Below are 20,791 nucleotides of genomic sequence, written 5' to 3' on the forward strand. Positions count from 1 at the left end.
GGGCGCCGCTGGTTAAATTTGCGCCATTCCGCCATCAATGCACAATTCTGCCCCGGTAATAAAGCTGCTTTCATCCGAGGCGAGGAACAGGGCGGCGGCCGCGACTTCTTCCGGTTTGCCCAGACGGCCTAACGGAATATGGCCGATCAAGGTTTTCCGAACCTCTTGCGTAACCTGATCAAACATTGGCGTGTCGATCGGTCCGGGACTCAGCGTATTCACGCGAATTCCCCGATCGGCGAACTCGTTGGCCCACGTTCTGGCATAGGAGCGCATGGCGGCTTTGGTCGCGCCATAGACGCCATAGCCGGGGGTGCCGATAAATCCGGCGATGGATCCAATCAATACCATACTGCCGCCCTTATCCATCAGCGGCAGCGCTTTTTGCGCCGTGAACAGCGCGGCGCGGGCGTTAACATCAAACATCAGATCGAAATGGGTTTCGGTTATCTCGTTTAATGTGGACGGCACGGAAACGCCTGAGGCGATCACCAGAACATCCAGCCGACCTTTTTGAGCCTTGACCGCGGCATATAACCGGTCAAGGTCCGCCATTTCCGTCACATCCCCTTGCACCGCCGCGATATTTCCGCCGATCAATGCCACCGCCTTATCGAGTTCCGCCTGGCGGCGGCCGGTGATAAAGACATAAGCGCCTGCTTGCACGAAGCGTTGTGCGATGGCCAGGCCGATGCCACTGCCGCCGCCGGTGACGACCGCGATTTTCCCATTTAAGTTCGACATATAAGTACTCCATTGAATTTGAACCATGATGGTATAACTTATATACTTACTGTCAATTACGCACCTTGAGTCGCGTAGGTATACACAAGGAAACCACTATGTCCCGGCCCGCTATCAACACCCTTGCTGCCGCATGCGCGGTGAACACCCTTGCCGCTGCATGCACGGCGCGCCCGATTCTTGACCAAATCGCCAATAAATGGTCCCTGATGATCCTGATTGTCCTTTGTGAGCAGCCGGTTCGTTTTAACGCGTTGCAGCGGCGTGTGGGGGGGATAACCCAGAAGGCGTTGACCGAGAGCCTGCGTCGTCTTGAGAGAAACGGGCTGGTAAAACGATGTGTTATAGCCTCCTCGCCGGTCGCGGTTGAATATTCGCTCACGCCGTTGGGGCATACCTTGCAATCACCGTTTGCCGCGATTTATGCCTGGGCTGTCGATCATCAGCCCGACATCGAACGGGCGCAGCGGGATTTCGATCAGCATATTCATCAAATGAACAGCGCGGTTAATTGAACCCGCATTGAGACATCGGTCTTATCCGCAGAGTGATGGCCTGGCTGAACGGTTTACCGTCCTGTTGGACAAATGCGTCCTGCCGCCTTAATTCTTCGGCGCGACACCGTCGAGATAATACACATTGCTGTTGGCGGCGGGGACCTGGTTAAAGATATCGGTAAAGCGCGCGTTATAGCGTTGCCGGTAAGCAGCGAGATCATTTGCTTCCGGCTCAAGGTCCCGTAAAAACGAGAGCGCCAAACGGACATGTTTATGCGTCAGTTCGGTGGGCAGCCGCGCTTTATGCAACACCGAATGCCAGAATGCCAGACTCTCTTCGGCGTCATCGACAATAAAGGTTTGATAGATCAGCAGCACGCCCGCGGCGTTGCCGAGATGTGATTCGCTGTTATGTAATAAATAGCTGACAAACTCGCCGCCGGCTTTTTTCCCCATTTGGCTTATCATGGATTCCACATAGACCGGCTCGATATTCAGGCGTTTGGTCAACGCCTGCGACGCCCGGCGGGAATCGGAGTTTAGGATGCGAAAACCGACAAGGAAAACGACAACCAGCGTTGCCAGTATGAGCCAGATCATGGGACGTCCTCAAGCAAACCAGGGTCCATCATAAGAGTAAATCACCGCCGAGAAAACAGCCGTGCGGAAGAAAGATGTTCACCGGGATTCAGCGACCCGCAATTTACCATTATTGCCGGAGCTGCGCACTGGCGTCCGCTTTAAGGCCAACCCATTTCATCCCGCCGTGATTTATTGGTAGGTTAAGGTAAAGGTGGCTGTGCTGTTGGCGAGTCCGGGCGTCACCGTGCTTTCAGTCTGGTAATAACGCGCCTCTAACGGGATATTAAAAAATCCTGCCACGGTGGTGGTGCCAACGGCCAGCGGCGCGCCGAGGGTGACCGGATTGCTATTATACAGTATTTGCACGCCCACGCCGGTGGCGGCGGGGGGGGAAGAGGATGGGCTCAGCGCCAGTACGTTCGTCGCGCTGCCGGCGCTGATGCCGTCGAACTGCACTCTGACATTAATGCCGGGATTACAATCCAGCGGTATAGTAAAGCCGCGCAGGCCCGCCGTGCTGCCGATGGCGGTAAACTCTGCGCGATCCACATTACCCATCGGCACCGTGATGGCGGTGTTGGTCACGGAGCATGCATTGACGATAACGGTAATAATTCCCGAGAAAAGCGATACCGCCGGCAAAGTCAAATCACTGCCGTTTACGACATTGATAAAACTGGCGAGATGTGTCGAGGGGAGGGTTCCGGGGGTGACGGGACCGAGTTTATAAAAAGTGATTGTTGCGCCGCCGGTTAACTGCGGGATGTAGCCGCTTGGATTGGAGCATAGCTGAACGGTATTGGCATCCCCCCCCATCTGCGGGCCGGTGCCTATATAGGCGGATCCTACGCAGTCTCCTGTAGGCTGCACATCGCCATAGACGATGTAACCTAATCCGGTATCACCCAATTTATAGATGTTACGGCCAGCCGATACCTCACCTGTGATATTTTCCAAATTTCCCTGTAGCCCAAATTGTTGCTGGGTTATGCCGGCGGGGGCGCACGAATATTTATCCGAGCTCGGAAAAACATAGGGGTTGCCTATCAGGCCGTTGGGTTTATCACGCGCTAACGTTAAGGTGACGGGGGCGCCGGTCTGCGATGCTCCCGTGGTGGTACAGGCGGCCATGGCCGGTGGGGTATACGCCAGCGCCGCGCACGCCGTCGCCAGCAGGGCGCTTATCGACCATAAAATGCGTTGTTGCTTCATACGATGGCTCCTAACGACATGGCACACTGGCCATGCGAATCGAGGGGGTTGGCGATGCCGCGGCGGGCAGACTGTAGCCGGCTTCGCACCGCTGGTCCGCGCCCTGGCCCCAGACCGCCTTGATCCGGCCCTGTTCCGGCATTCCGCTCAGGTACACCTGGCCCGCGGCATCCGCAATACCGCTGTTTTCGCTTTCACCGGCGGCCTGTATCTGGGTGACCTGCGTGCCGAAGGGCACCGGCTGACCCCGATACGTTATCGTCAGCAGCACCCGGCTGCCCACCCGGGTCTTGAAGTCCGCCAGCGCCAGCGCTCCCTGCGTGGGTATGACGGTCTGGGTATTGATATCGATATCCACATCCTCACCCAACGTCGTGGTGTCGAGCGCAATGCGATTCCGGCGATACGTGGTGGCAAAGGGCACCACGGCGTAACCACGCCGGTCGGTCACCACGCCGGTATTGTTTTCCACCCGTACCCCGTCGGCGCCCGGCGCGCGTACCAGCGCCAGCGTATCGCCCAGCGATTGCGACAGCGTGACGCCATAAGGATGTGCCACGACGCCGCCCTGCGCCCCGTAGTTTACCTGCCGGTTGTGTCGGCTGTAGTTATAGCCTGCGTTGAGCTCGCCGCTCCCTCCCCGGTACGACGCCGATGCGCTGCCGCTGGCGCCGGTACCCCGGTTGCCGTAGCTTTGCTGCACGCTGTAGTTAAAATTATTATCCGCAAGCAGGGTGCCGCTGATGCCCGCCTGCTGATTGACCGCGCCGTGGTTATCGCCATTGACGCTGTAGGTCGCCCAGCTGTTCGGCAGCCATTTGCTGAGCGGGATTTGCACGCTGAACGCAAATTGCCGATCGTTGTCCTGCGGCCCCGGCGTCTGGCTAAAAGTGTAATTCAGGTAATAGGTGATGCCGGCGTGGCTAAGACTGTACCCGGCGCTTAAGCTGCGCTGATAACCGCTTTGCTGCCAGTAGTCCTGCTGATAGCCCGCCAGATACAGACTGCCGGCATCGCCCATAGACTGGCTGACATTCAGTTGGATCCTGCTGCGCTTGTTGTAGAGCCGTTGCCAGGCGTCGGAGGCTTGATGGGTCATCTCGTTGGCATCGCCAAAGTCATAAAAGCCTTTGCTGGAGTAGCGATACCCGGCGAGGGTAAAAGAGGTCCCGTAGTCGGTAAAGACTTTGGCGTACTGGAAGCGATACGATTGGCCGGTATGGCGCTCATCGCTGCCGGGCAACGTGGTGTTGGCCCGGGTCACATCGAACGACGCGGAGCCCAGGTCGCCAAAACCACGGCCCATCCCCAGCAGCAGGGATTGGTAGTCCGCCGAGGCGATTGACCCGCCGTAGACCGACGTGTCCCCGGGCAGGCCGTAAATCAGGCTGCCCATAAGAAAATTGGGCTCCCGCGCGTCGTTAAACGCGGAGCGGTATCGGCCGGCGCTGGCGGCATATTTCAACCTGCCCTCGCGCTGCATGATAGGCACCGCCGAAAACGGTTGGGTAAAACGGCGTTCCGCGCCGCTGGCTTCCCGTATCGTCACGTCCAGGTTACCGCTGGCCGCGGTGGGAAACAGATCGGTAATCACAAAAGGGCCGGGGGCGACGTACGTCTGATAAATAATGGAATTATTCTGGCGAATGGTCACCTGCGCGTTGCTTTGCGCGATGCCTCGTACAACCGGGGCAAACCCGCGCAGGCTATCGGGCAGCATATTATCATCGGAGGCCAACTGCGCGCCGCGAAACGGCACGCTGTCGAATATCGTCCCGGGCGTGTAGGCGTCGCCGGCGGTAAACTGGCCCTTAAGCGACTGCACGTCATGCTGGACGTACGTGTTGATGCTGTCCCAATGGGAACGCTCCCGGCTGCTGTTGCTATAAACAGAATAATTCCTTAATCGCCAACCGCCCAGATTGGCCCCGCTGCGCAGGTTGAGATAATGGTTTTCGTCGCTGCCCGACTGGTCGTCATACCAGGTAGTAGAGCCGGAATAGGCGTAGCCCAGCATCAGGGCGGGCAGCCCCTGATCCCATTGCGACGGATCGACATAGCCGCGCGCCTGGCTGTCCAGCGCCGCCTGCGGCACGCTGAGATCCAGGCGCAATTGCTGGAAATTCAGCGTGCTGCCGGCCTCGGGAATGTACTGGCCAAGCGCGGTAATAGGCTGGTCGTCCGGCAGCGCCCGCAGGGCCGGGAAGGCGCCGCGATTCACCCCATACTCCGCCAGTTGCCTGGCGGTGAGTTCGGGCTGCAGCCCCGCCGCGGAGGCCACAAACGTGACCTCGCGGGTATCCACCTTATTGCCGTTGAGATAGATATCGACGCGATAGATGCCGGGCAGTTGTCCCCCGATATCAGAGAACTGGGAGAGATCAACCGTGTGCATTGCCGCCCCCTTGAGGGATAGGGCGTTGGGATTAAAGTAGTCCTGCGCCGGCGACGGCAGCGGGACGAGACCCAGCGATAAGACCGGCAAAACAGGCGGGATGGACCAGGCGAAGCAGCTCATCAACATCGGTCTGACAGGCAGCCGGGATAGCGCATTTTTCATATTCACCCCCTCTACCGCATGCTGGCAAACGGATGATCCGCCGGCTAATGGGCGTGCCGTCGTTAAGCCATCACAACGGCGCGCTGGCCGGCGCGGAAGTGCCGCCGAATTCATTAATCGCCCGCCACATCACGTTACCGCGTACCCCGGCCGGCAACGGCCAGCTCAGGGTGCCCAGCGGGGCAATCATGCCGGGATTTGTAATGTCCTGGCCGCTTACGCTCAAACTGGCGAACGACACGTAGAACGGGGTAGGGTTACGCGCCGTTAATTGCCCGCCCTGGCGGGAGAAATTCAGGGCTTTATACGCATCCCCGGCACGACCGGCCAGGTTTTGCGGACGATAAAACAGTTTGATGCGGGTATTGATGCTGATCAGCAACTGGTTGATCGCATTTTTATCGGTGGCGGGGATGGATTTAATATTGAGCCAAAACACCGATTCGCGGTCCCCGGGCAGGTTGCCGCCGGCGCGCACGATGCGCAGGACATTTTCCTGCCCCGCATCCAGCCGGAACAGCGGCGGGGTGATGATAAACGGCACCCTGAGGGTGTCGCTATCGCGTTCGTTATCAATCCAGGACTGAATAAGATAGGGCAGCGATTTGTCCGGATTGCTGACGGAAATCGACGCTTCTTTCTTCCCGGCATCGTAAACGACCCGGGTTCCGCCCACCACCACGCCGGCCTGAGCCAGTAAGGCGCTAACCAGCCCGGCTGCCATGCATACCGCTTTCAGCCACTGAAACATGGTCATCTCCAGTAAAAATCCGCCACTACGCGCGCCATGGCCCAAGAGTAATGACCGATAGAGATTAAATATGGCCTCTGGGGCGACCTAAAGACGGGGCCAGGGCATCGGCATTTATGTTTAGGGATATTGCAGGACGAATTCCGCCGTGGCATTGGCGGCACCTGCTACAATCGGCGTCGCGGTTTGCATGTACTTCGCCACGAAGTCCAGCGAACCGCCGGCCGCGGTGACAGGCTGCGCCACGGACGCCGCGCCAAGATTCACCCGGGTGCTGCCGTCGGATTCAAACAGCGCGATGCCGGCGCCGGTGGCTCCCCCGGCGGTTAAACCTAATACCGTGCTATCCGCGGGATCCGCAGCGCCGGAAAAAAAGACCTGGGCAGTGGTTAAACCCGCGGGGCAGGAGGTCAGCGTAATGGAGAACGGCGTGGAACCCGCGGTTGCGCCAACACCACTAAACGCCGCGACGGTTAAACTGCCCATATTCACCGCCACGACGGCAGGTTCCACGACACAGGCTGTATCCAGAATGGTTCCGGTGAAGTTGATGGTACCATCGGCGGCATTAGCCAGGCCGCAGGACAGAATGCCGGCTACGGCTAACGCGGGAAGGGTAAATGTGCTTTTCATATAAGGCCCCTCGTTCACTAATATTATTTATCGCTGGATAAATCACTGCCCTTTTGAAACATGCCACTCAATCTTGCCGGAACGTGATCGCGTGATCTCATTGCCTGTCAACGAGCGTGGGGAAAAACGCCAGTAGGGGATCAAGTGAATAATAAACCTCATTAGGGTGTATTTGCAGAAAATACAGCGTGCGATGCAAGTTGATAATAACGCCGGTACGTCACCTTCTGTAAATAGGGTTAAAGGGAATAATGAATAAAAAAATATAAAAACCTTGATATTGATTTTTAATGGTGGGTTATTTTAAGGGGCGGGGAGCAATTAGGATAAAAACCTCTTTGTGAGACAAGATAGGTTACGCATAAATAATCATAATGAATTTTAATTTTATATGAGATATAGCCAGATAAATTATTGTTATAGAATGTTGAGTGAAATTGATAGCCTGCATTAGAGCCGGTGCTTAATCGGTGATGGATAGTTAATGAACGGTGCGGCTGCGCCGCCAAAAAATAAGGCGTATATAAAAATAATGCCGCCCATGTCGGCGCGGCAGGCAATAATGCCGGTGATTCCTTGGGGATGCTTCCCATCCGGCGGGTTTAGCGGTCTGCCATATCAGCCGACGCGTTTTACTTCACCCACCAGGCACAGGTATGACAATGCGCCCAGCAGGGCGACCGCCGCGATATAGATCAATGCCGGCGCGAAACCATAATCCTGGGCAAGATAGCCGACCACCAGCGGAACGGTGATGCCGCCCAACCCGCCGACAAAGTTAAACACGCCGCCGGTCAGTCCGATCAGCCGCACCGGCGCCAGCGACGATACCAGCGACCAGGTAATGGAAGCAAAACCGTTGCCGAAAAAGGCTAAAGCCATTAGCGTCATAATCCAAACAGGATCGTTGGTATAATTCGCGCCCATAATGCAGGTTGACAGCAACAGGCCGCAGATGATGGGCGTTTTGCGTGCAAATCCAATGGTTTTGCCCTTGCGCACCATACGGTCGGCAAAGAGACCCGACAGTAATACGCCCGCAAACGCGGCCAGGAAAGGTACGGTAGTCATAAATCCGGCGGTCAGGGCGCCGATATGTTTTTCCTGGGTCAAATAATTGGGAAACCAGGTGAGAAAAAACCATAACGTCGAGGTTACGGCAAATTGCCCCAGATAAACGCCGACCAGCTTGCGGTGAAATATTAACTTCCAGTCGGCCGCGGTCATGGACACGCGTTGCGCCTTGGCGGTAGGTGCATCGCCGTCAATAATGCCGCCGCCGGCTGCGATATAATGCAGTTCGGCCGCATTAATCCCTTTGCTTTTTTTCGGCGGTTGATAAACAACGTGCCAAATAATCGACCAGATTATGCCTACTCCGCCGGTGAGAATAAACACCCAATGCCAACTCAGCATTTCCTGTACCCAGATCAATAGCGGCGTCAGAAAAGCCAAACCGACAAATTGCCCCGAAGTGAAAAAACCAACCGCCGATGCCCGTTCCTGCTCGGGGAACCAGCTCGTCACCATCCGGTTATTGGTTGGAAACGCGGGCGCTTCAAACATCCCCGTGATGGCGCGCAAGCCCATGAGTGAAATCAAACCATTGGCGAATCCCTGGCCGAGCGTCGCCACGGACCAGCCGAAAATGGCAATGAAATAGGTCATTTTTGAGCCGACGCGATCGAGAAACCAGCCTCCGGGTATCTGGCAAAGGGTATAGGTCCAGGCAAATGCCGAGAAGACATATCCCATCTGCGTTTTATTGATACCGAACTCTTGCTGGATATGCACCGACGCTACCGCCAGATTGGCGCGGTCGACATAACAAATCACCACGGTAATAAAGATCATGAGCAATGTGATATAGCGCCGTTTGGACGGCACGGTGGCTACTGAGATATCCATCTTGTTCATCCCGTTCAGTAAACTACAACATGTAAGGTAAGGTGGGTAGTGAGTTGATAATATTTTTGATAGAAACTGAAAACGCGCATGAAATCCATTGTTATAGCATCGAAAATAAATTGTGTTTGCAGACGATGCGCGCTTTGGCTTTGTGACAAAATAAACAATACAGTGTTAAAAACCTAATGAACTACCGCAGCACGTTATACAATAAAAAGAACTCATTAATTTTTTAAGTTAAATAAAATTAATGGCCCACCGGCTGAAAATATATTTATCAGTCAGTATTAAAGGCAATATGGCGTTCTGCCCGATGGATGAAAGAATGTGTCGTTGCTTCCAAGCAGTTTCTTTCGCAATAATTATCTGTTGGTGATTGTAGCACCATAATTTTATCTTGTACTACAATGCAGATCACACTTTGGACACTTTATCCGCGGGCTTGATGGCCCGCGAAAAAGAGCGCGGCTGCCGCTGGCGCGGAGCAAGCCGGCTCGTTCATTGCGCGCATCAGCGCGCTACTGCATACCCGACTGCGTCTACATTACCAGGGGAGGCTACCCTGCTCGTTTTGGTAGGCGCCTTTCGGGTCGTGCTCAGTAAGCAGCGCCAGGCGCACTATAAATACCGCCGCCTCGGCGGGCATCCTATCACCCCGATTTCCGCTTAGCTCGGTGTTCACCAGGCCTGGGCAGGCAGATACCGCGGTAATCCCGGTAGCGCGCAGTTCGGCATTGAGCTGGATCGTCAGCATATTCAGCGCGGCTTTTGACGCGTTGTAGCCAATAAACCGGACATCGTAGTACGGCCAGTCGGGATCTTCATTGAGCGTCAATGAACCCAGGCTACTGGATAGATTGACGATACGCCCGGCTTCGGACTTACGCAGCAGCGGCAGCATCGCCTGCGTAACCGCCAGTGTCCCGATGAAATTAGTGTCGAATACCCGACGCACCGCGTCCAGGGCGGCGGCGCCTGGCGCGCCGTCCGTGGCGTCGGAAACGCCGGCATTGTTCACCAGGATATCGAGGCGGCCATACTCGGCGTCGATCCTGGCCGCGGCCGCGGCTATGCTCCGCGCGTCGCAAAGGTCAATCTGAATGAACGACGCCGGCAAACCCTGCGCGGCCAGCTTATCGGCCGCGGATTTACCTCGGCCCGCGTCGCGTCCACCCACCAGGACGAAGACACCCTTTTGCGCAAGCTGCCTGGCGATTTCGTGGCCGATTCCTTTATTGGCGCCCGTCACGAGCGCAATGCGGTTAGCGATATTTGTCATGTGAAGTTCCTTGATAATTTCGGTTATTCCGATCACATTAAGAATAAGAATAATTCTTCAGGTTTTGAATTCGCTTATGTTTTCGGTCCCCAAACGCAGCCTCAGCGCCCGTAAAGTCCCGCAGCAGGCGCGATCGGCCACCACTGTCGAGGCCATTTTCGACGCGACGATTCAGGTTTTATTAGCCGCGGGGCCAACCCGTTTGACGACAACGCGCGTGGCTGAAAGGGCGGGGGTATCCGTTGGCTCGCTATATCAGTATTTTCCCAATAAGCAGGCGTTGTTCTATGCGCTGAATGAAAGATATCTCATCATGCTGGCGGAACGGGTTGAGGCGGCCTGTCTGGCGCAACACGGGAAACCCTATGCGCAGATGAGCGACGCGCTCGTCAGCACCTACATTGCAGCCAAAATCGAGCGCCGCGATGTGACGAGCGCACTCTATCGTGCGGCGGCCGAGGTGGATGTGGCCGAACTGGTCGAGGCGATGACCAGGCGTGTCGAAGCGGCAAGCGAGGCCATGTTTGCCAGCGCCCCGGACGCGAAATTTGCCGATCTCGCTACGGTGAACCTGACGCTGTTGAACGTCCTGTGCGGCACCGTCTGCAATGTGTTCGTCAGGAATATGTCGGAACTGTTCGTTGGCGGCGGCCTGACATCACAGCTGACGTTAATGTTCTGTACTTATCTGAACGCGGCGAAAATGCCGCCGGCGGACGCGTAGTGCCGCGGGGAGAAAACACAGGCTAAGCCATTTTCCCCCGGGGAGCCTGGCGTGGATCTTAAGACGCCGCGGCGTCCGGCCGTCCACGCACCCGGATCGGCTCTTTGACGGCATTTGCGGCGAGGAGGCGTTGAAGCGCGGATATGGCGGTGTCGGTAAGTTCATGACCTTTGGTCAGCACCATCAAACCGTTGGTGGTGCGGATATCTTCGTCTACCACCCAGCCGGGCATCAGTTCGCTAAAGCGCACGGTGCGGGCGCCGGCCACGTTAGCGCGAAAATCAGCCAGGGCTTTGATGATGTACTCGGGGATCGCCGGGCGCGCCGCGCGCAGGATTTCCCACGGGCGTTCCAGGCTTTGCCCCCGCGCCGCGTGGCGTTCCAGTTCAAGGGCGGCGCGCAGCAGGTGGGCGCCGCGGATAACCTCCAGGGGCGCGTCTGGCGCGGCCTCACGGGCCTGGTGGCGGATAATCCCGGCCACCAGTTCGAGGCGGGGAATGTGCTCAACCAATCGGGCGGCGACATCCGGGTGTTCCTGGAGGAGTTTTTTTTCGTCCTCCGAGAGTTTTCTCTGGGCCACATCGGCCTGGACGATGTCGGCGGGGACGCCCACACAGCCGATTTGGCTCAATGAGGCGGCGATGGTGTATAGCCATCCATCAGGCCACGCCAGCTTGGGCAGCGCGTGGATGACACAGGACTGGGCGAAGGCCGACCGCTGGAAAGCCCATGGCGCGACCATGGCGAGGACCTCAGTCAGCGTTTTGACCGACGCGGTGAGGGTGGTCGCCAGCAATTCTTTTTCCGCGCAAACGAGACGGTATTGACCGACCGCGTCATTGAGCGCCGATACCAGTTCCTCCCTGGGGCAAGGCTTGCAGAGGTAGCGGAAGATGGCGCCCTGGTTGATGGCCGCGATGGAGGATGCCAGGTCGGCCTGTCCGGTGAGAAGGATCCGCACGCTGTCGGGGGCGACTGCCCGCACTTTGGACAGGAAGGCGGCGCCGTCCATGCCGGGCATGCGCATGTCGGACATGATCACGGCAAAACGCTCGCCCGAGGACACGGCGCGCAGGCCGGCTTCACCGCTGAGAGCCACCACCACGTCGAATTCATTAAAGAGACTGCGCTCCATCGCGGCGAGCACATTGGGTTCATCGTCTACGCACAGCACCCGGGGCAAGGCGGTTTCAGTCATCAAGCGTCTCCTGCGTGTGGGCGAGCATCTCCTGCCACAGGGGCAGTTTATTCAGCACGCCGGTTTGTTCGAGATAATCCAGATCGGGGATACGGTTGTTGGCGAGAGCGACCGCGACATGCACGGCGCCGGTCACGCCGAAGGTTTTCTCCGCAGAGCGGGAGGGCTCGACGTGATAGGCCACGGCTTCCACGATGTCCATGGGCAAACCCCACAAGGCCAGCAGATAGGCGCCTACCGCGGCATGCATGGACGTATTGTCCTGGGTGGCGGATACCTCGCGGCCAGGCTCCCTCAGTTCGGGGATAAGCCGTGCGATGCTGGCGAGCAGGGCGGCGGTCGGCTCCAGTTCCTGGTGTCCGGAAATGCGGGCGGCCAGGGTGGACGCGAGCAGCGAGGTCCGCTGTAACCGGTCCACATAAGGGTCCGTACTCGCATCCGCAAAGATCTGGGAAGCCAGGACCAGCAGCTTCACCTGATCCAGGCCCAGGCGGGTGATGGCGTTGCCGATATCATGAATGCGACCGCCTCTGCTGAAGAAGGCCGAGTTAGCCAACTGCATAATCTTGACGCTCAGGGCGGGGTCACTGCCCAGGAGCCCGGCGATGCGTCGGGTATCGCCGCCGGCGCTGGCAAGGAGGCGGCATACTTCGGTAAAGACTTTCGGGGCGGCCGGCAGTCTGCTGATGCGGCCCACGGCCTCGACCACCGCCGGGTCCTGAAACAGGGCGCGCAGGGCCAGGGCGCCGCCCACCATCGCCAGCAGCGCCGTGCTGTCACAGGGTTTGGCGACAAACCGGTGGGCCACGTCCACCATGCGCAAGGTGGAGCTGGCCTCGGAGTAGCCGGACAGAATGATACGTATCGTGCCCGGCCAGCGGTCGCGTACCCGCGTAAGCAATTCAGCGCCGTCCATGAGCGGCATGCGCATGTCGGACACCACCACGTCGGCCGGCTCTTCCTCCAGCATCGCCAGCGCTTCCTGGCCGCTGGTGGCGAAGCGGCACTCCCATTCGGTGTCTTGCAGCATAAGCGCCCGCTCAATGCCGGAGAGTACCCGGCTTTCGTCATCAACGAACATCACTTGCATGCCGGGCACTCCTCTTTATCGCAGTGCAGGGGCAGTTGCAGGATGAACGTCGAGCCCACGCCTTCTTCGGACTCGCAGAAGACGCGGCCGGCATGTTTGTCCACCACGGTTGAATAGACGATAGCGAGACCTTGGCCCGTGCCTTTGCCTACCGCTTTGGTGGTGAAGAAGGGATCGAAGATGCGATCGCGGATCCCCGCAGGGATGCCGCCGCCATCGTCGGTGACCCGGATTTCAATATATTCGCCGTTGCGCGCCGCCGATACGATGATGTGGCCTTTCTCCTTGACGCCTTCCTGGATGGTATCGGCGATGGCGTGGGCGGCGTTCACCACCAGATTGAGAATGGCCTGGCCAATCATGTCGCGCAGACACGGCAGCTGCGGCAAGTCATCCTCGAAACGCGTCTCAAGTTCCGCCACGTATTTCCATTCGTTGCGCGCGACGGTCGTGGTGGTATTGATGACCTCGCGCACATCCACCCATTCCTTCTCGTCCTGGGCGGGATGGGAGAATTCCTTCATGGCGGACACGATCTTGGCGATATGGCCAAGGCCCTCCAGCGATTCGTCCAGGGCGCCCGGGATCTGGCGGCGCAGGAAATCCACTTTGGTGCGTTTGAGGATCGCGTCGAATTCCGCCATGACGGATTCCCCGGCCATTTTCCCGCGCGCGGCCTCGGCCAGCGCCAGGGCGGCGTCCAACAGGCTTAGCAGTGAAACGGTGGCGCCTTTAACGAAACCCACATTGTCGGAGACGTACTGGGTCGGCGTATTAATCTCATGGGCGATGCCGGCGGCGAGTTGGCCAATGGACTCCATCTTTTGCGCCTGCAGCAGTTGAGCCTGGGTCAAGCGCAACTCGGACAGGGCTTTTTCGAGCTCGCGCCGTTCGTTTTCCAGCTCCAGGGTCTTGCGCGCGACCACCTTCTCCAGGCCCACATTCTGCTCTAGGATGGCAAAAGGCGTCGCGTTGCCGCGCCTGGCTTCTTGTGCGATGCGGCGCTTGAGGACCTCGATGGTCTTGTCCCGGGCGGCGAGCTTGCGCTCGTATTCGCCGGCGGACGCTTGCGGACAGGCTTCATCAGGCAATGTTCTGTCCTCCAATGGCGACGCCCGTGAATGTCTGCGTCACGTGCACGCCGTTGTACTGCTCGCCGTAGGTGGAAAATCCCACGACATGATTCTGCTCCATGATGCTGCCGATCTGCTGTTCCAGCCCTTCCTGCTCGAACTGGATACGGCGCAGGATGCAATCGAAGCCAATGATGGCCGCAGGCTCGGGAATGGTCTCGCGGACCTTGGCGAAAGCCTGCTTGAAGGTTTGGACGGGATCCTTCGCTTTGCCGACGGCCACGATCAATCCCTCCTCGATGGCGCAGTAGCAGGTGAGAGAAAGGTCTTCGTTCCACCGCAGGATGGAGCGGATGTAGGGCTCATCGCCGAAGGAGAGCACCAGCGGGTTGCGGGAGAATACCGTCGGCGTCAAGTCGCGCACCGTCAGGCCCAGGGCATCCGCGTAAGCCTGGGCGGCAGGTTCGCCATTGATCTCCAGGATGAGCCTTTTCTCAGGATCGGCCCCGGTGATGACGAGTTCCACCTCACTGGGCTCGAAGTGCTGGACCTTGAAGATGGTGATGGGCGCGTTGGTCTCTATAACGGCGAATACCGCCGCGTCGGAAATAAAATGGCCATTGCCATCATAAACGTGCGTCTTCTCGAATCGCAGGTTATCGCCAGCGGAACCACCGACTATGGGAATGTTGCCGATCTGCTGATAGAGGTTCGCCGCCAGGCGTTCTTCGGCCATAGAGAGGCCGTCTACCAGCAGCAGGCCGAAGCGCTGCAGGTTCGGCCTGGCCTCGCAGTCGAGGCGAATGGCTTCGGCGATGTCGGCCACCAGCGCGGTGTAGTTGGTCAAAGGTTGAATCAGGAAGGCGCGGGTGCGAAAGTTGCCGTCCAGTCCGAGACCCAACAGCCCGGAGTGCTGGAAGCCTTCCTTGCCAATCTGTCCGGAGGACGTGCAGCCGATGCAGGGACAGGAAAATGCGTTCTTCAATTCCTGGCCCAGGATGTCCAGGTCGTAGTCAGGGGAGCAGAAGAAAAGAACGGTATCGATGCCTTCATGGCCAAGCTGGCTGGCAAATTCGGCGACGGCCTGGCGCGGGTCCGGCGACTCGCTGCTGGCGTAATGGAATTGATCATTCATGACAAGCTCTCCCAATTCTGAGTAGAACTTTCGCCTGCGATCCCGCGTTCGTTCGATTCAAAATTCTTTGGTTTATAGCGATGGGAAGAGATTAGGTCTTTGCGGCAGAGATAGCAACCGTGTTGCGGCCAGGGAATAGCCTGCGTCTTCGCGGTTTGACTTAAGGGCGGCGGGGTAACGTTAAAAGTTAAAGTTTCCTGGTTTTTGGTCGTTAAGTACTCATTGTCAATCATTGTGTCCGGCCACAGAACCTCACGTCGACGACGCACAACGATCCATTGCGCCCGCTCCCGGTGTTGCTGTTTCAGTTATGGAAAATAATCATTAATGAAGAATATTTCAGTACGACTTGCGTTGACTGGCGCAATTTCCATTTTCGCTCTGATGATTCTGGCGATTTCCTGCGCGGGCCTGTTTGCGCTCACGCGCTCAAACGACACGACGGAGTTCGTTCACCAGGCCGACAGCCGGGTGATCCTGATCAATGATGTCTATAAAGATTCCGCGCGTACCCGCGCAGGCTTTGCCCTGGTCTATGCCAGCTTGCTGAAAGAAGGCAAGGCCGATGACTGGATTTTCAAAAACATCGAGAAGACCCACGGGCGCATGACGGCCAATATCCAGTTATTCAAAGACCTTCCCGTATTGCTAAGCAGCGATGAGGCCATCAAGACTGAACTGGTGGACTCGGCGCATGCGCTCAGCCAGCTTCTCGACCAGGCGGAGCATCTGCTGCAGGTGGGGGATGTGCAAGGCTATTACGCTATCAACATACAGGATATCGACAAAGCCGGAGGGCGGTTTTCTACCTCGCTGGAGAAGTATCAGAAAAACACCCGTGAAACGGTAAACGCGCTGACGCAGATGCGCAACAGCGAATACCGCCAGTTGCTGTGGACGATGACCATCGTATTGCTTATTGCCTTTATGATAACCCTTACCGTGTTGTACGTGTTGCGAAACATCATACTGCGACCATTGAACTATGCGATTGTGCAACTGGATGCGGTCGCCAAAGGCGATTTAACCGCCGACATACAGGTATCAAGCAAAAACGAAATCGGTAAATTGCTTTCCGCCATCAGCGGCATGCAGCAAAGCCTGATGCGTCTGGTCACGCAGGTCCGCCTGGGCGTCGAAGAGATCAACACCGGTTCCAAAGAAATTGCGGCAGGCAATACCGATCTGTCGTCTCGCACCGAGGCGCAGGCATCTTCGCTGGAAGAAACCGCTTCCTCGATGGAACAGCTCGCCTCCACCGTCAAGAAAAACGCCGAGAATGCGCGCCAGACCAGCCAGCTTGCCGCTAACGCGTCTCAAATGGCCGAGTCCGGCAGCAAGGCCGTATCGGAAGTCGTCCAGACCATGAACGAGATTTCCTCCAGTTCCAGCAAAATTTCCGTGATTATTTCGGTTATCGACAGCATCGCGTTTCAGACCAATATACTGGCGCTGAATGCGGCGGTGGAGGCCGCGCGCGCGGGTGAGCACGGCAAGGGCTTTGCGGTGGTGGCAAGCGAAGTACGCACCCTGGCCCAACGCTCCGCATCTGCCGCCAGGGAGATCAAATTGCTCATAGAGGACTCCGCGGCCAAGGTCAATATCGGCGCCGGGCAAGTGGAGCGCGCCGGCGCAACCATGCATGAAATCGTGTCGTCAGTGAAGTGCGTGACTGACACCGTGGCGGAAATCTCGGCGGCATCGCAAGAGCAGTCCGCCGGTATCGACCAGGTTAACCTCGCGGTTTCGCAGATGGACGGCGTCACGCAGCAGAATGCCGCGCTGGTGGAAGAGTCCTCAGCGGCCAGCGCCTCGCTGCTGGGGCAGGTACGCCTGCTTCTTGATACTATTCAGGTGTTCAAATTGCATGAACCGCAAGGGCGGCAGGAAGAGAACCGGCAAAACGGCGCCAAAGCATCGCCGCGTCGTGCCGCTAAGCCCCTTGATAACCCCAAGGATAATGCCGGCTGGGAAACATTCTGAAGACGTTAGCCCCCGAGCGCTACACGGGAGCCCGCCCCTGTTCGCCGGGACGGAAAAGGGACTGGGATTAAGGATCCATCAGTCGGGAAAAATGTGTCCGGATGGGTACGCTCCGCGCACCGCCGGCTTCGGCGCGCCCGCCTGTTAACGTGCGGGCGCGCCTCGGTTTTTTTATCCATAGACTATCAGTTGAAGACCATGCCGCCATCAATAATCAGCGCTTGTCCGGTCATATAGTCTGAGTCGGGTCCCGCCAGATAGGATACGCAGGCCGCCACGTCTTCCGGCTCGGATATCCGGCCCAGCGCAACCGTTTTCGCCCACTGTTGCAGACCCCACTCCAGGGACTGTTTATTTTCATCGGCGACTTTTTTAGCGATGTTTTCCATCATCGGCGTACGCACAATACCCGGGCAATAGGCATTGACGGTAACGCCCAGTTTAGCCAGGTCGCGCGCCGCCGTTTGAGTAATGCCGCGCACGGCGAACTTGGTGGCGCCATAGACCGCCAGATCAGGGTTGCCGACCTGTCCCGCCTGGGATGAAGCATTGATTATCTTGCCGACGATGTCGCCGGGTTTGGCGGGTGTCCTGGTTTTGAAGTGTTTAAGGGCGGCTTGGATACCCCAATAGACGCCACCCACGTTCACGTCAAAAACCTTATGGTAGATTTCCGGCGTAATATCCTCAAGAGGCGTTGTCGGGCCTAAACCTGCATTATTAATCATGACATCAAGCCGGCCGAACGTCGCCACCACCTGGTCGACAGCGGATATGACATCCTCGCGCTTCGCCACGTCCACCGCCACGGCCAGGGCTTTGCCGCCGGCTGCCTCGATCAATGCCACCGTCTGTTTCGCCGTCTCGGCGTTAAAGTCCAGACTGCCGATAGCAAAGCCATCTTTCGCCAGGCGCAGCGCAATGGCTCTGCCAATACCCTGTCCGGCCCCGGTCACAACCGCGACTTTCTTGCTTGAATCGACCACTGTATCCTCCTGGGTCTCTGGTTTACATGCAAACCGTTACGTAAACGGCTTCTGATTACTCTTATCGAGTATCTAGGCATAGCAGAAAAAAAGACTTTATCCTGGCATAAGTCATTAACAGAAACAGAATAGTTGGGAATTTTGCAATTAAACACAGGCGTAAATACCGCAGCGGCCCCCGCTCAATATATTTTTATTATGAGATAATACTGAGGGGAAATGGGCGATGATGATGCCTTGAGTGGCTTAAAGCTGTTATTTATTAATATCATGAGAATAGGCGGGCTAAATGTAGGCTTAAGCGGCTTGGCTTTTAATGACCGACGTAGGCATTCATACGAACCATTCACATTCTAACTCTCTGTTTTTGAGCTGATTTCTCCCCCCCTTGCTATAAAGTTTCGCCCACATAAACCGATACCTATAAAAGCTCAGATCAGCCAATCGATAAGGTGTGGGTAATATTTTATTTACAACTGATTGGCTTATAACGCCTATGCCCGGATGTCAGCATAGAAATGATGAATAGGAGCAGTTTTATGAATTTTTTTAAAAACAGCAGTATCAGAGTGATATTAATCATCACGCTTGGATTTTTTTTGCTTCTCTGGGGCGGTGTTGCGGCATTTACCCTATCGTCATTGGGCCAGGTCACTCATCTTTTGACTGTCAGTGAAGATCAGAAAAAAGATATTGATATCATTACCCGTGGTAACGACCAATATTTCCGCACCGTTACCCGGTTGGCGCGTACTATGGATTATAGCCAGACGGGAGAAACGGCCGATGCCGATAAGGTATTGGCCTCCGCCGCGGTGGCGATGAAAAACTCAGCGGATGCGCTGGCTGAATTCAAATTGCGCCCTCATCCCTCCATAGACGCCGCGGTGACCGAAAACATGATCGCGACGTGGTCGCGTATGGTTTCCCAGGGACTGGAGCCGTTATACCGCGCGGTGCAGAACAAAGATATTGAACAATTTCGTCAGGTTTTCAGGATGCAGTATCCCCCGCTCAGCCTCGCCTTTGGGCAGGCGGCGGAAACATACAAGTCAGCGGCCATGTCGGACCAAAGCGCGCGGCAAATGGTAGTGATGGTTGACAGGTGTAAGACCATACTCATTGCGGCCATTATCGCCGGCGTAGTCATACTGCTCCTCACCGATCGCTATCTCGTCAATTATATGATTAAACCCCTGGGCCGCATTAAGGCGCAGTTGCATACGCTATCAGAAGGACACTTGGATGATGCCATCGTCGATGTTGGCCGTAACGACGTTGGCTCGCTGATTCCTGATCTACAGGAAATGCAGCGCAACCTGATTCGTACCGTCACCGCTATCCGCGATGGGTCGGCCTCCATTTACCAGGGCGCGGGTGAAATCAGCCTGGGTAACACCGATCTCTCATCGCGCACCGAGCAGCAGGCGGCGGCGCTGGAAGAAACGGCGGCCAGCATGGAGCAGTTAAGCGCCACGGTGAAGCAAAATACCGAAAATGTCATGCAGGCCAATAAGATGGTGCAAGATGCCGCGGATACCGCCAGACAGGGCGGCGCAATAGTCGATGACGTGGTGTCAACCATGATAAGCATCACCACCAGCTCGAAAAAGATCGCCGATATCACCGGGGTGATTAACGGCATTGCTTTCCAAACCAATATCCTGGCGTTGAATGCGGCGGTGGAAGCGGCCAGGGCCGGCGAACAGGGCCGTGGTTTTGCCGTGGTGGCGGGGGAGGTGCGCAGCCTGGCCCAGCGCAGCGCCCAGGCAGCGAAGGAAATAGAAGGGTTGATCGCGGAGTCGGTTGAGCGGGTGGATACCGGCTCCAGGCAAGCTTCCCGCGCGGGTGAAACCATGCATAACATTGTGCAGGCGGTGACCCGGGTAACCGACTTGATGGGCGAAATTTCTTCGGCGTCGGAAGAACAAAGCCGCGGCATCAGCCAGGTGGGCAATGCGGTGGCGGAAATGGACGGCGTAACTCAGCAAAACGCGGCGCTGGTCCAGGAATCGGCCGCGGCGGCGGCCTCGCTGGAAGAACAGGCCCGGATGCTGACGGAAACGGTCGCGGTATTTCATCTGCCGCAGGCTGCGGACGCGCGCAATGGCGGCGATAAGATCAACCGGGTTGCTAGCCGGGCCACCCTTACCCCGGCACAAGCGGCGGCCAGGCCCGACAAGGCTCACAATAACTGGGAAACGTTTTAGTCCCCCGCCGCACATTCCCGCCCGCACTCTAAGGGCGGGAATCTTCGGCGCGCATCCCTTTCTCCTCTACGCCTGTTAATTGCTTCACTATATGAAGCAATATCGCCAATGAATTTATGACTCCTCTCACGCAACGCGCATGGGCGATAGCTTCCCGTCCGCGCCGGCATACACTGCCGGATACCCGAGCTTTTGCCGGGAATAATGCCGCAATTTCCAGAGGAAT

17 protein-coding genes are annotated in these 20,791 nt (G+C 57.1%); 4 read left to right on the forward strand and 13 right to left on the reverse strand.

Annotated features, from left to right (window positions below; all coding sequences use genetic code 11):
* Positions 1-12: 12 nt before the first annotated feature.
* A complete protein-coding gene (locus tag ABUK12_RS20310) occupies positions 13-744 on the reverse strand; it encodes an SDR family NAD(P)-dependent oxidoreductase (RefSeq protein ID WP_410013503.1) in 732 nt (243 codons plus the stop codon).
* Positions 745-842: 98 nt separating this feature from the next.
* On the opposite strand from ABUK12_RS20310, the gene ABUK12_RS20315 reads away from it, so the two are divergent.
* Positions 843-1,259, forward strand: a complete 417-nt coding sequence (locus ABUK12_RS20315; protein ID WP_410013504.1) for a winged helix-turn-helix transcriptional regulator — start codon at positions 843-845, stop codon at positions 1,257-1,259.
* 87 nt (positions 1,260-1,346) lie between these two features.
* Here ABUK12_RS20315 and ABUK12_RS20320 read toward each other — a convergent pair whose 3' ends face one another.
* The 7 genes from ABUK12_RS20320 to ABUK12_RS20350 all read right to left on the reverse strand — a co-directional run bounded on the left by ABUK12_RS20320 (position 1,347) and on the right by ABUK12_RS20350 (position 10,166).
* Entirely contained in the window at positions 1,347-1,841 is a 495-nt protein-coding gene (locus ABUK12_RS20320) for a DUF1198 family protein (protein ID WP_410013505.1), read from the reverse strand.
* Between the two features lie 171 nt (positions 1,842-2,012).
* Positions 2,013-3,035 carry a fimbrial protein gene (locus tag ABUK12_RS20325; RefSeq protein ID WP_410013506.1) on the reverse strand — a complete coding sequence of 341 codons (1,023 nt, stop codon included), beginning with the start codon at positions 3,033-3,035 and terminating at the stop codon, positions 2,013-2,015.
* Between the two features lie 10 nt (positions 3,036-3,045).
* Complete coding sequence (locus ABUK12_RS20330; protein ID WP_410013507.1) at positions 3,046-5,595, reverse strand: fimbria/pilus outer membrane usher protein; 2,550 nt, start codon at positions 5,593-5,595, stop codon at positions 3,046-3,048.
* Between the two features lie 70 nt (positions 5,596-5,665).
* The gene (locus ABUK12_RS20335; protein WP_410013508.1) at positions 5,666-6,352 is read right to left on the reverse strand and encodes a molecular chaperone; all 687 of its coding nucleotides are present in this window, start codon (positions 6,350-6,352) and stop codon (positions 5,666-5,668) included.
* A 114-nt stretch (positions 6,353-6,466) separates the two neighbouring features.
* Complete coding sequence (locus tag ABUK12_RS20340) at positions 6,467-6,979, reverse strand: fimbrial protein (protein WP_410013509.1); 513 nt, start codon at positions 6,977-6,979, stop codon at positions 6,467-6,469.
* A 618-nt stretch (positions 6,980-7,597) separates the two neighbouring features.
* Complete coding sequence (locus ABUK12_RS20345) at positions 7,598-8,887, reverse strand: MFS transporter (protein ID WP_410013510.1); 1,290 nt, start codon at positions 8,885-8,887, stop codon at positions 7,598-7,600.
* Positions 8,888-9,431: 544 nt separating this feature from the next.
* Complete coding sequence (locus ABUK12_RS20350) at positions 9,432-10,166, reverse strand: SDR family NAD(P)-dependent oxidoreductase (RefSeq protein ID WP_410013511.1); 735 nt, start codon at positions 10,164-10,166, stop codon at positions 9,432-9,434.
* 76 nt (positions 10,167-10,242) lie between these two features.
* On the opposite strand from ABUK12_RS20350, the gene ABUK12_RS20355 reads away from it, so the two are divergent.
* The gene (locus tag ABUK12_RS20355) at positions 10,243-10,890 is read left to right on the forward strand and encodes a TetR/AcrR family transcriptional regulator (RefSeq protein ID WP_410013512.1); all 648 of its coding nucleotides are present in this window, start codon (positions 10,243-10,245) and stop codon (positions 10,888-10,890) included.
* Between the two features lie 58 nt (positions 10,891-10,948).
* Here ABUK12_RS20355 and ABUK12_RS20360 read toward each other — a convergent pair whose 3' ends face one another.
* Genes ABUK12_RS20360 through ABUK12_RS20375 form a run of 4 tightly spaced genes read right to left on the reverse strand, consistent with a single transcriptional unit; the run spans position 10,949 to position 15,386 of the window.
* Positions 10,949-12,088 (reverse strand): response regulator, encoded by a 1,140-nt coding sequence (locus tag ABUK12_RS20360; RefSeq protein ID WP_410013513.1) that lies wholly within the window; start codon positions 12,086-12,088, stop codon positions 10,949-10,951.
* The gene (locus tag ABUK12_RS20365) at positions 12,081-13,178 is read right to left on the reverse strand and encodes an HDOD domain-containing protein (RefSeq protein WP_410013514.1); all 1,098 of its coding nucleotides are present in this window, start codon (positions 13,176-13,178) and stop codon (positions 12,081-12,083) included. Before ABUK12_RS20365 ends, ABUK12_RS20360 begins: the two co-directional genes overlap by 8 nt.
* A complete protein-coding gene (locus ABUK12_RS20370) occupies positions 13,169-14,284 on the reverse strand; it encodes a sensor histidine kinase (RefSeq protein ID WP_410013515.1) in 1,116 nt (371 codons plus the stop codon). Before ABUK12_RS20370 ends, ABUK12_RS20365 begins: the two co-directional genes overlap by 10 nt.
* Positions 14,262-15,386 carry an FIST N-terminal domain-containing protein gene (locus ABUK12_RS20375; RefSeq protein WP_410013516.1) on the reverse strand — a complete coding sequence of 375 codons (1,125 nt, stop codon included), beginning with the start codon at positions 15,384-15,386 and terminating at the stop codon, positions 14,262-14,264. Before ABUK12_RS20375 ends, ABUK12_RS20370 begins: the two co-directional genes overlap by 23 nt.
* Before the next feature lie 327 nt (positions 15,387-15,713).
* Here ABUK12_RS20375 and ABUK12_RS20380 point away from each other — a divergent pair, with 327 nt between their 5' ends.
* Positions 15,714-17,369, forward strand: a complete 1,656-nt coding sequence (locus ABUK12_RS20380) for a methyl-accepting chemotaxis protein (RefSeq protein WP_410013517.1) — start codon at positions 15,714-15,716, stop codon at positions 17,367-17,369.
* Positions 17,370-17,554: 185 nt separating this feature from the next.
* Here the strand turns inward: ABUK12_RS20380 and ABUK12_RS20385 are convergent, their stop codons facing one another.
* Complete coding sequence (locus ABUK12_RS20385; protein ID WP_410013518.1) at positions 17,555-18,355, reverse strand: (S)-acetoin forming diacetyl reductase; 801 nt, start codon at positions 18,353-18,355, stop codon at positions 17,555-17,557.
* Between the two features lie 539 nt (positions 18,356-18,894).
* Between ABUK12_RS20385 and ABUK12_RS20390 the strand changes: the two genes are divergently transcribed.
* Positions 18,895-20,565 carry a methyl-accepting chemotaxis protein gene (locus ABUK12_RS20390; RefSeq protein ID WP_410013519.1) on the forward strand — a complete coding sequence of 557 codons (1,671 nt, stop codon included), beginning with the start codon at positions 18,895-18,897 and terminating at the stop codon, positions 20,563-20,565.
* Positions 20,566-20,791 lie beyond the last annotated feature (226 nt).

It is taken from the genome of Sodalis sp. C49, from assembly GCF_046352915.1.
In the GTDB taxonomy this organism is placed as follows: Bacteria; Pseudomonadota; Gammaproteobacteria; order Enterobacterales; family Enterobacteriaceae; genus Acerihabitans.

What these genes read in the sequence shown, in the direction of transcription:
- ABUK12_RS20310 (WP_410013503.1), bottom strand. Translation starts at nt 744, where the DNA reads ATGTCGAACTTAAATGGGAAAATCGCGGTCGTCACCGGCGGCGGCAGT.
- ABUK12_RS20315 (WP_410013504.1), top strand. Translation starts at nt 843, where the DNA reads ATGTCCCGGCCCGCTATCAACACCCTTGCTGCCGCATGCGCGGTGAAC.
- ABUK12_RS20320 (WP_410013505.1), bottom strand. Translation starts at nt 1,841, where the DNA reads ATGATCTGGCTCATACTGGCAACGCTGGTTGTCGTTTTCCTTGTCGGT.
- ABUK12_RS20325 (WP_410013506.1), bottom strand. Translation starts at nt 3,035, where the DNA reads ATGAAGCAACAACGCATTTTATGGTCGATAAGCGCCCTGCTGGCGACG.
- ABUK12_RS20330 (WP_410013507.1), bottom strand. Translation starts at nt 5,595, where the DNA reads ATGAAAAATGCGCTATCCCGGCTGCCTGTCAGACCGATGTTGATGAGC.
- ABUK12_RS20335 (WP_410013508.1), bottom strand. Translation starts at nt 6,352, where the DNA reads ATGACCATGTTTCAGTGGCTGAAAGCGGTATGCATGGCAGCCGGGCTG.
- ABUK12_RS20340 (WP_410013509.1), bottom strand. Translation starts at nt 6,979, where the DNA reads ATGAAAAGCACATTTACCCTTCCCGCGTTAGCCGTAGCCGGCATTCTG.
- ABUK12_RS20345 (WP_410013510.1), bottom strand. Translation starts at nt 8,887, where the DNA reads ATGGATATCTCAGTAGCCACCGTGCCGTCCAAACGGCGCTATATCACA.
- ABUK12_RS20350 (WP_410013511.1), bottom strand. Translation starts at nt 10,166, where the DNA reads ATGACAAATATCGCTAACCGCATTGCGCTCGTGACGGGCGCCAATAAA.
- ABUK12_RS20355 (WP_410013512.1), top strand. Translation starts at nt 10,243, where the DNA reads ATGTTTTCGGTCCCCAAACGCAGCCTCAGCGCCCGTAAAGTCCCGCAG.
- ABUK12_RS20360 (WP_410013513.1), bottom strand. Translation starts at nt 12,088, where the DNA reads ATGACTGAAACCGCCTTGCCCCGGGTGCTGTGCGTAGACGATGAACCC.
- ABUK12_RS20365 (WP_410013514.1), bottom strand. Translation starts at nt 13,178, where the DNA reads ATGCAAGTGATGTTCGTTGATGACGAAAGCCGGGTACTCTCCGGCATT.
- ABUK12_RS20375 (WP_410013516.1), bottom strand. Translation starts at nt 15,386, where the DNA reads ATGAATGATCAATTCCATTACGCCAGCAGCGAGTCGCCGGACCCGCGC.
- ABUK12_RS20380 (WP_410013517.1), top strand. Translation starts at nt 15,714, where the DNA reads ATGAAGAATATTTCAGTACGACTTGCGTTGACTGGCGCAATTTCCATT.
- ABUK12_RS20390 (WP_410013519.1), top strand. Translation starts at nt 18,895, where the DNA reads ATGAATTTTTTTAAAAACAGCAGTATCAGAGTGATATTAATCATCACG.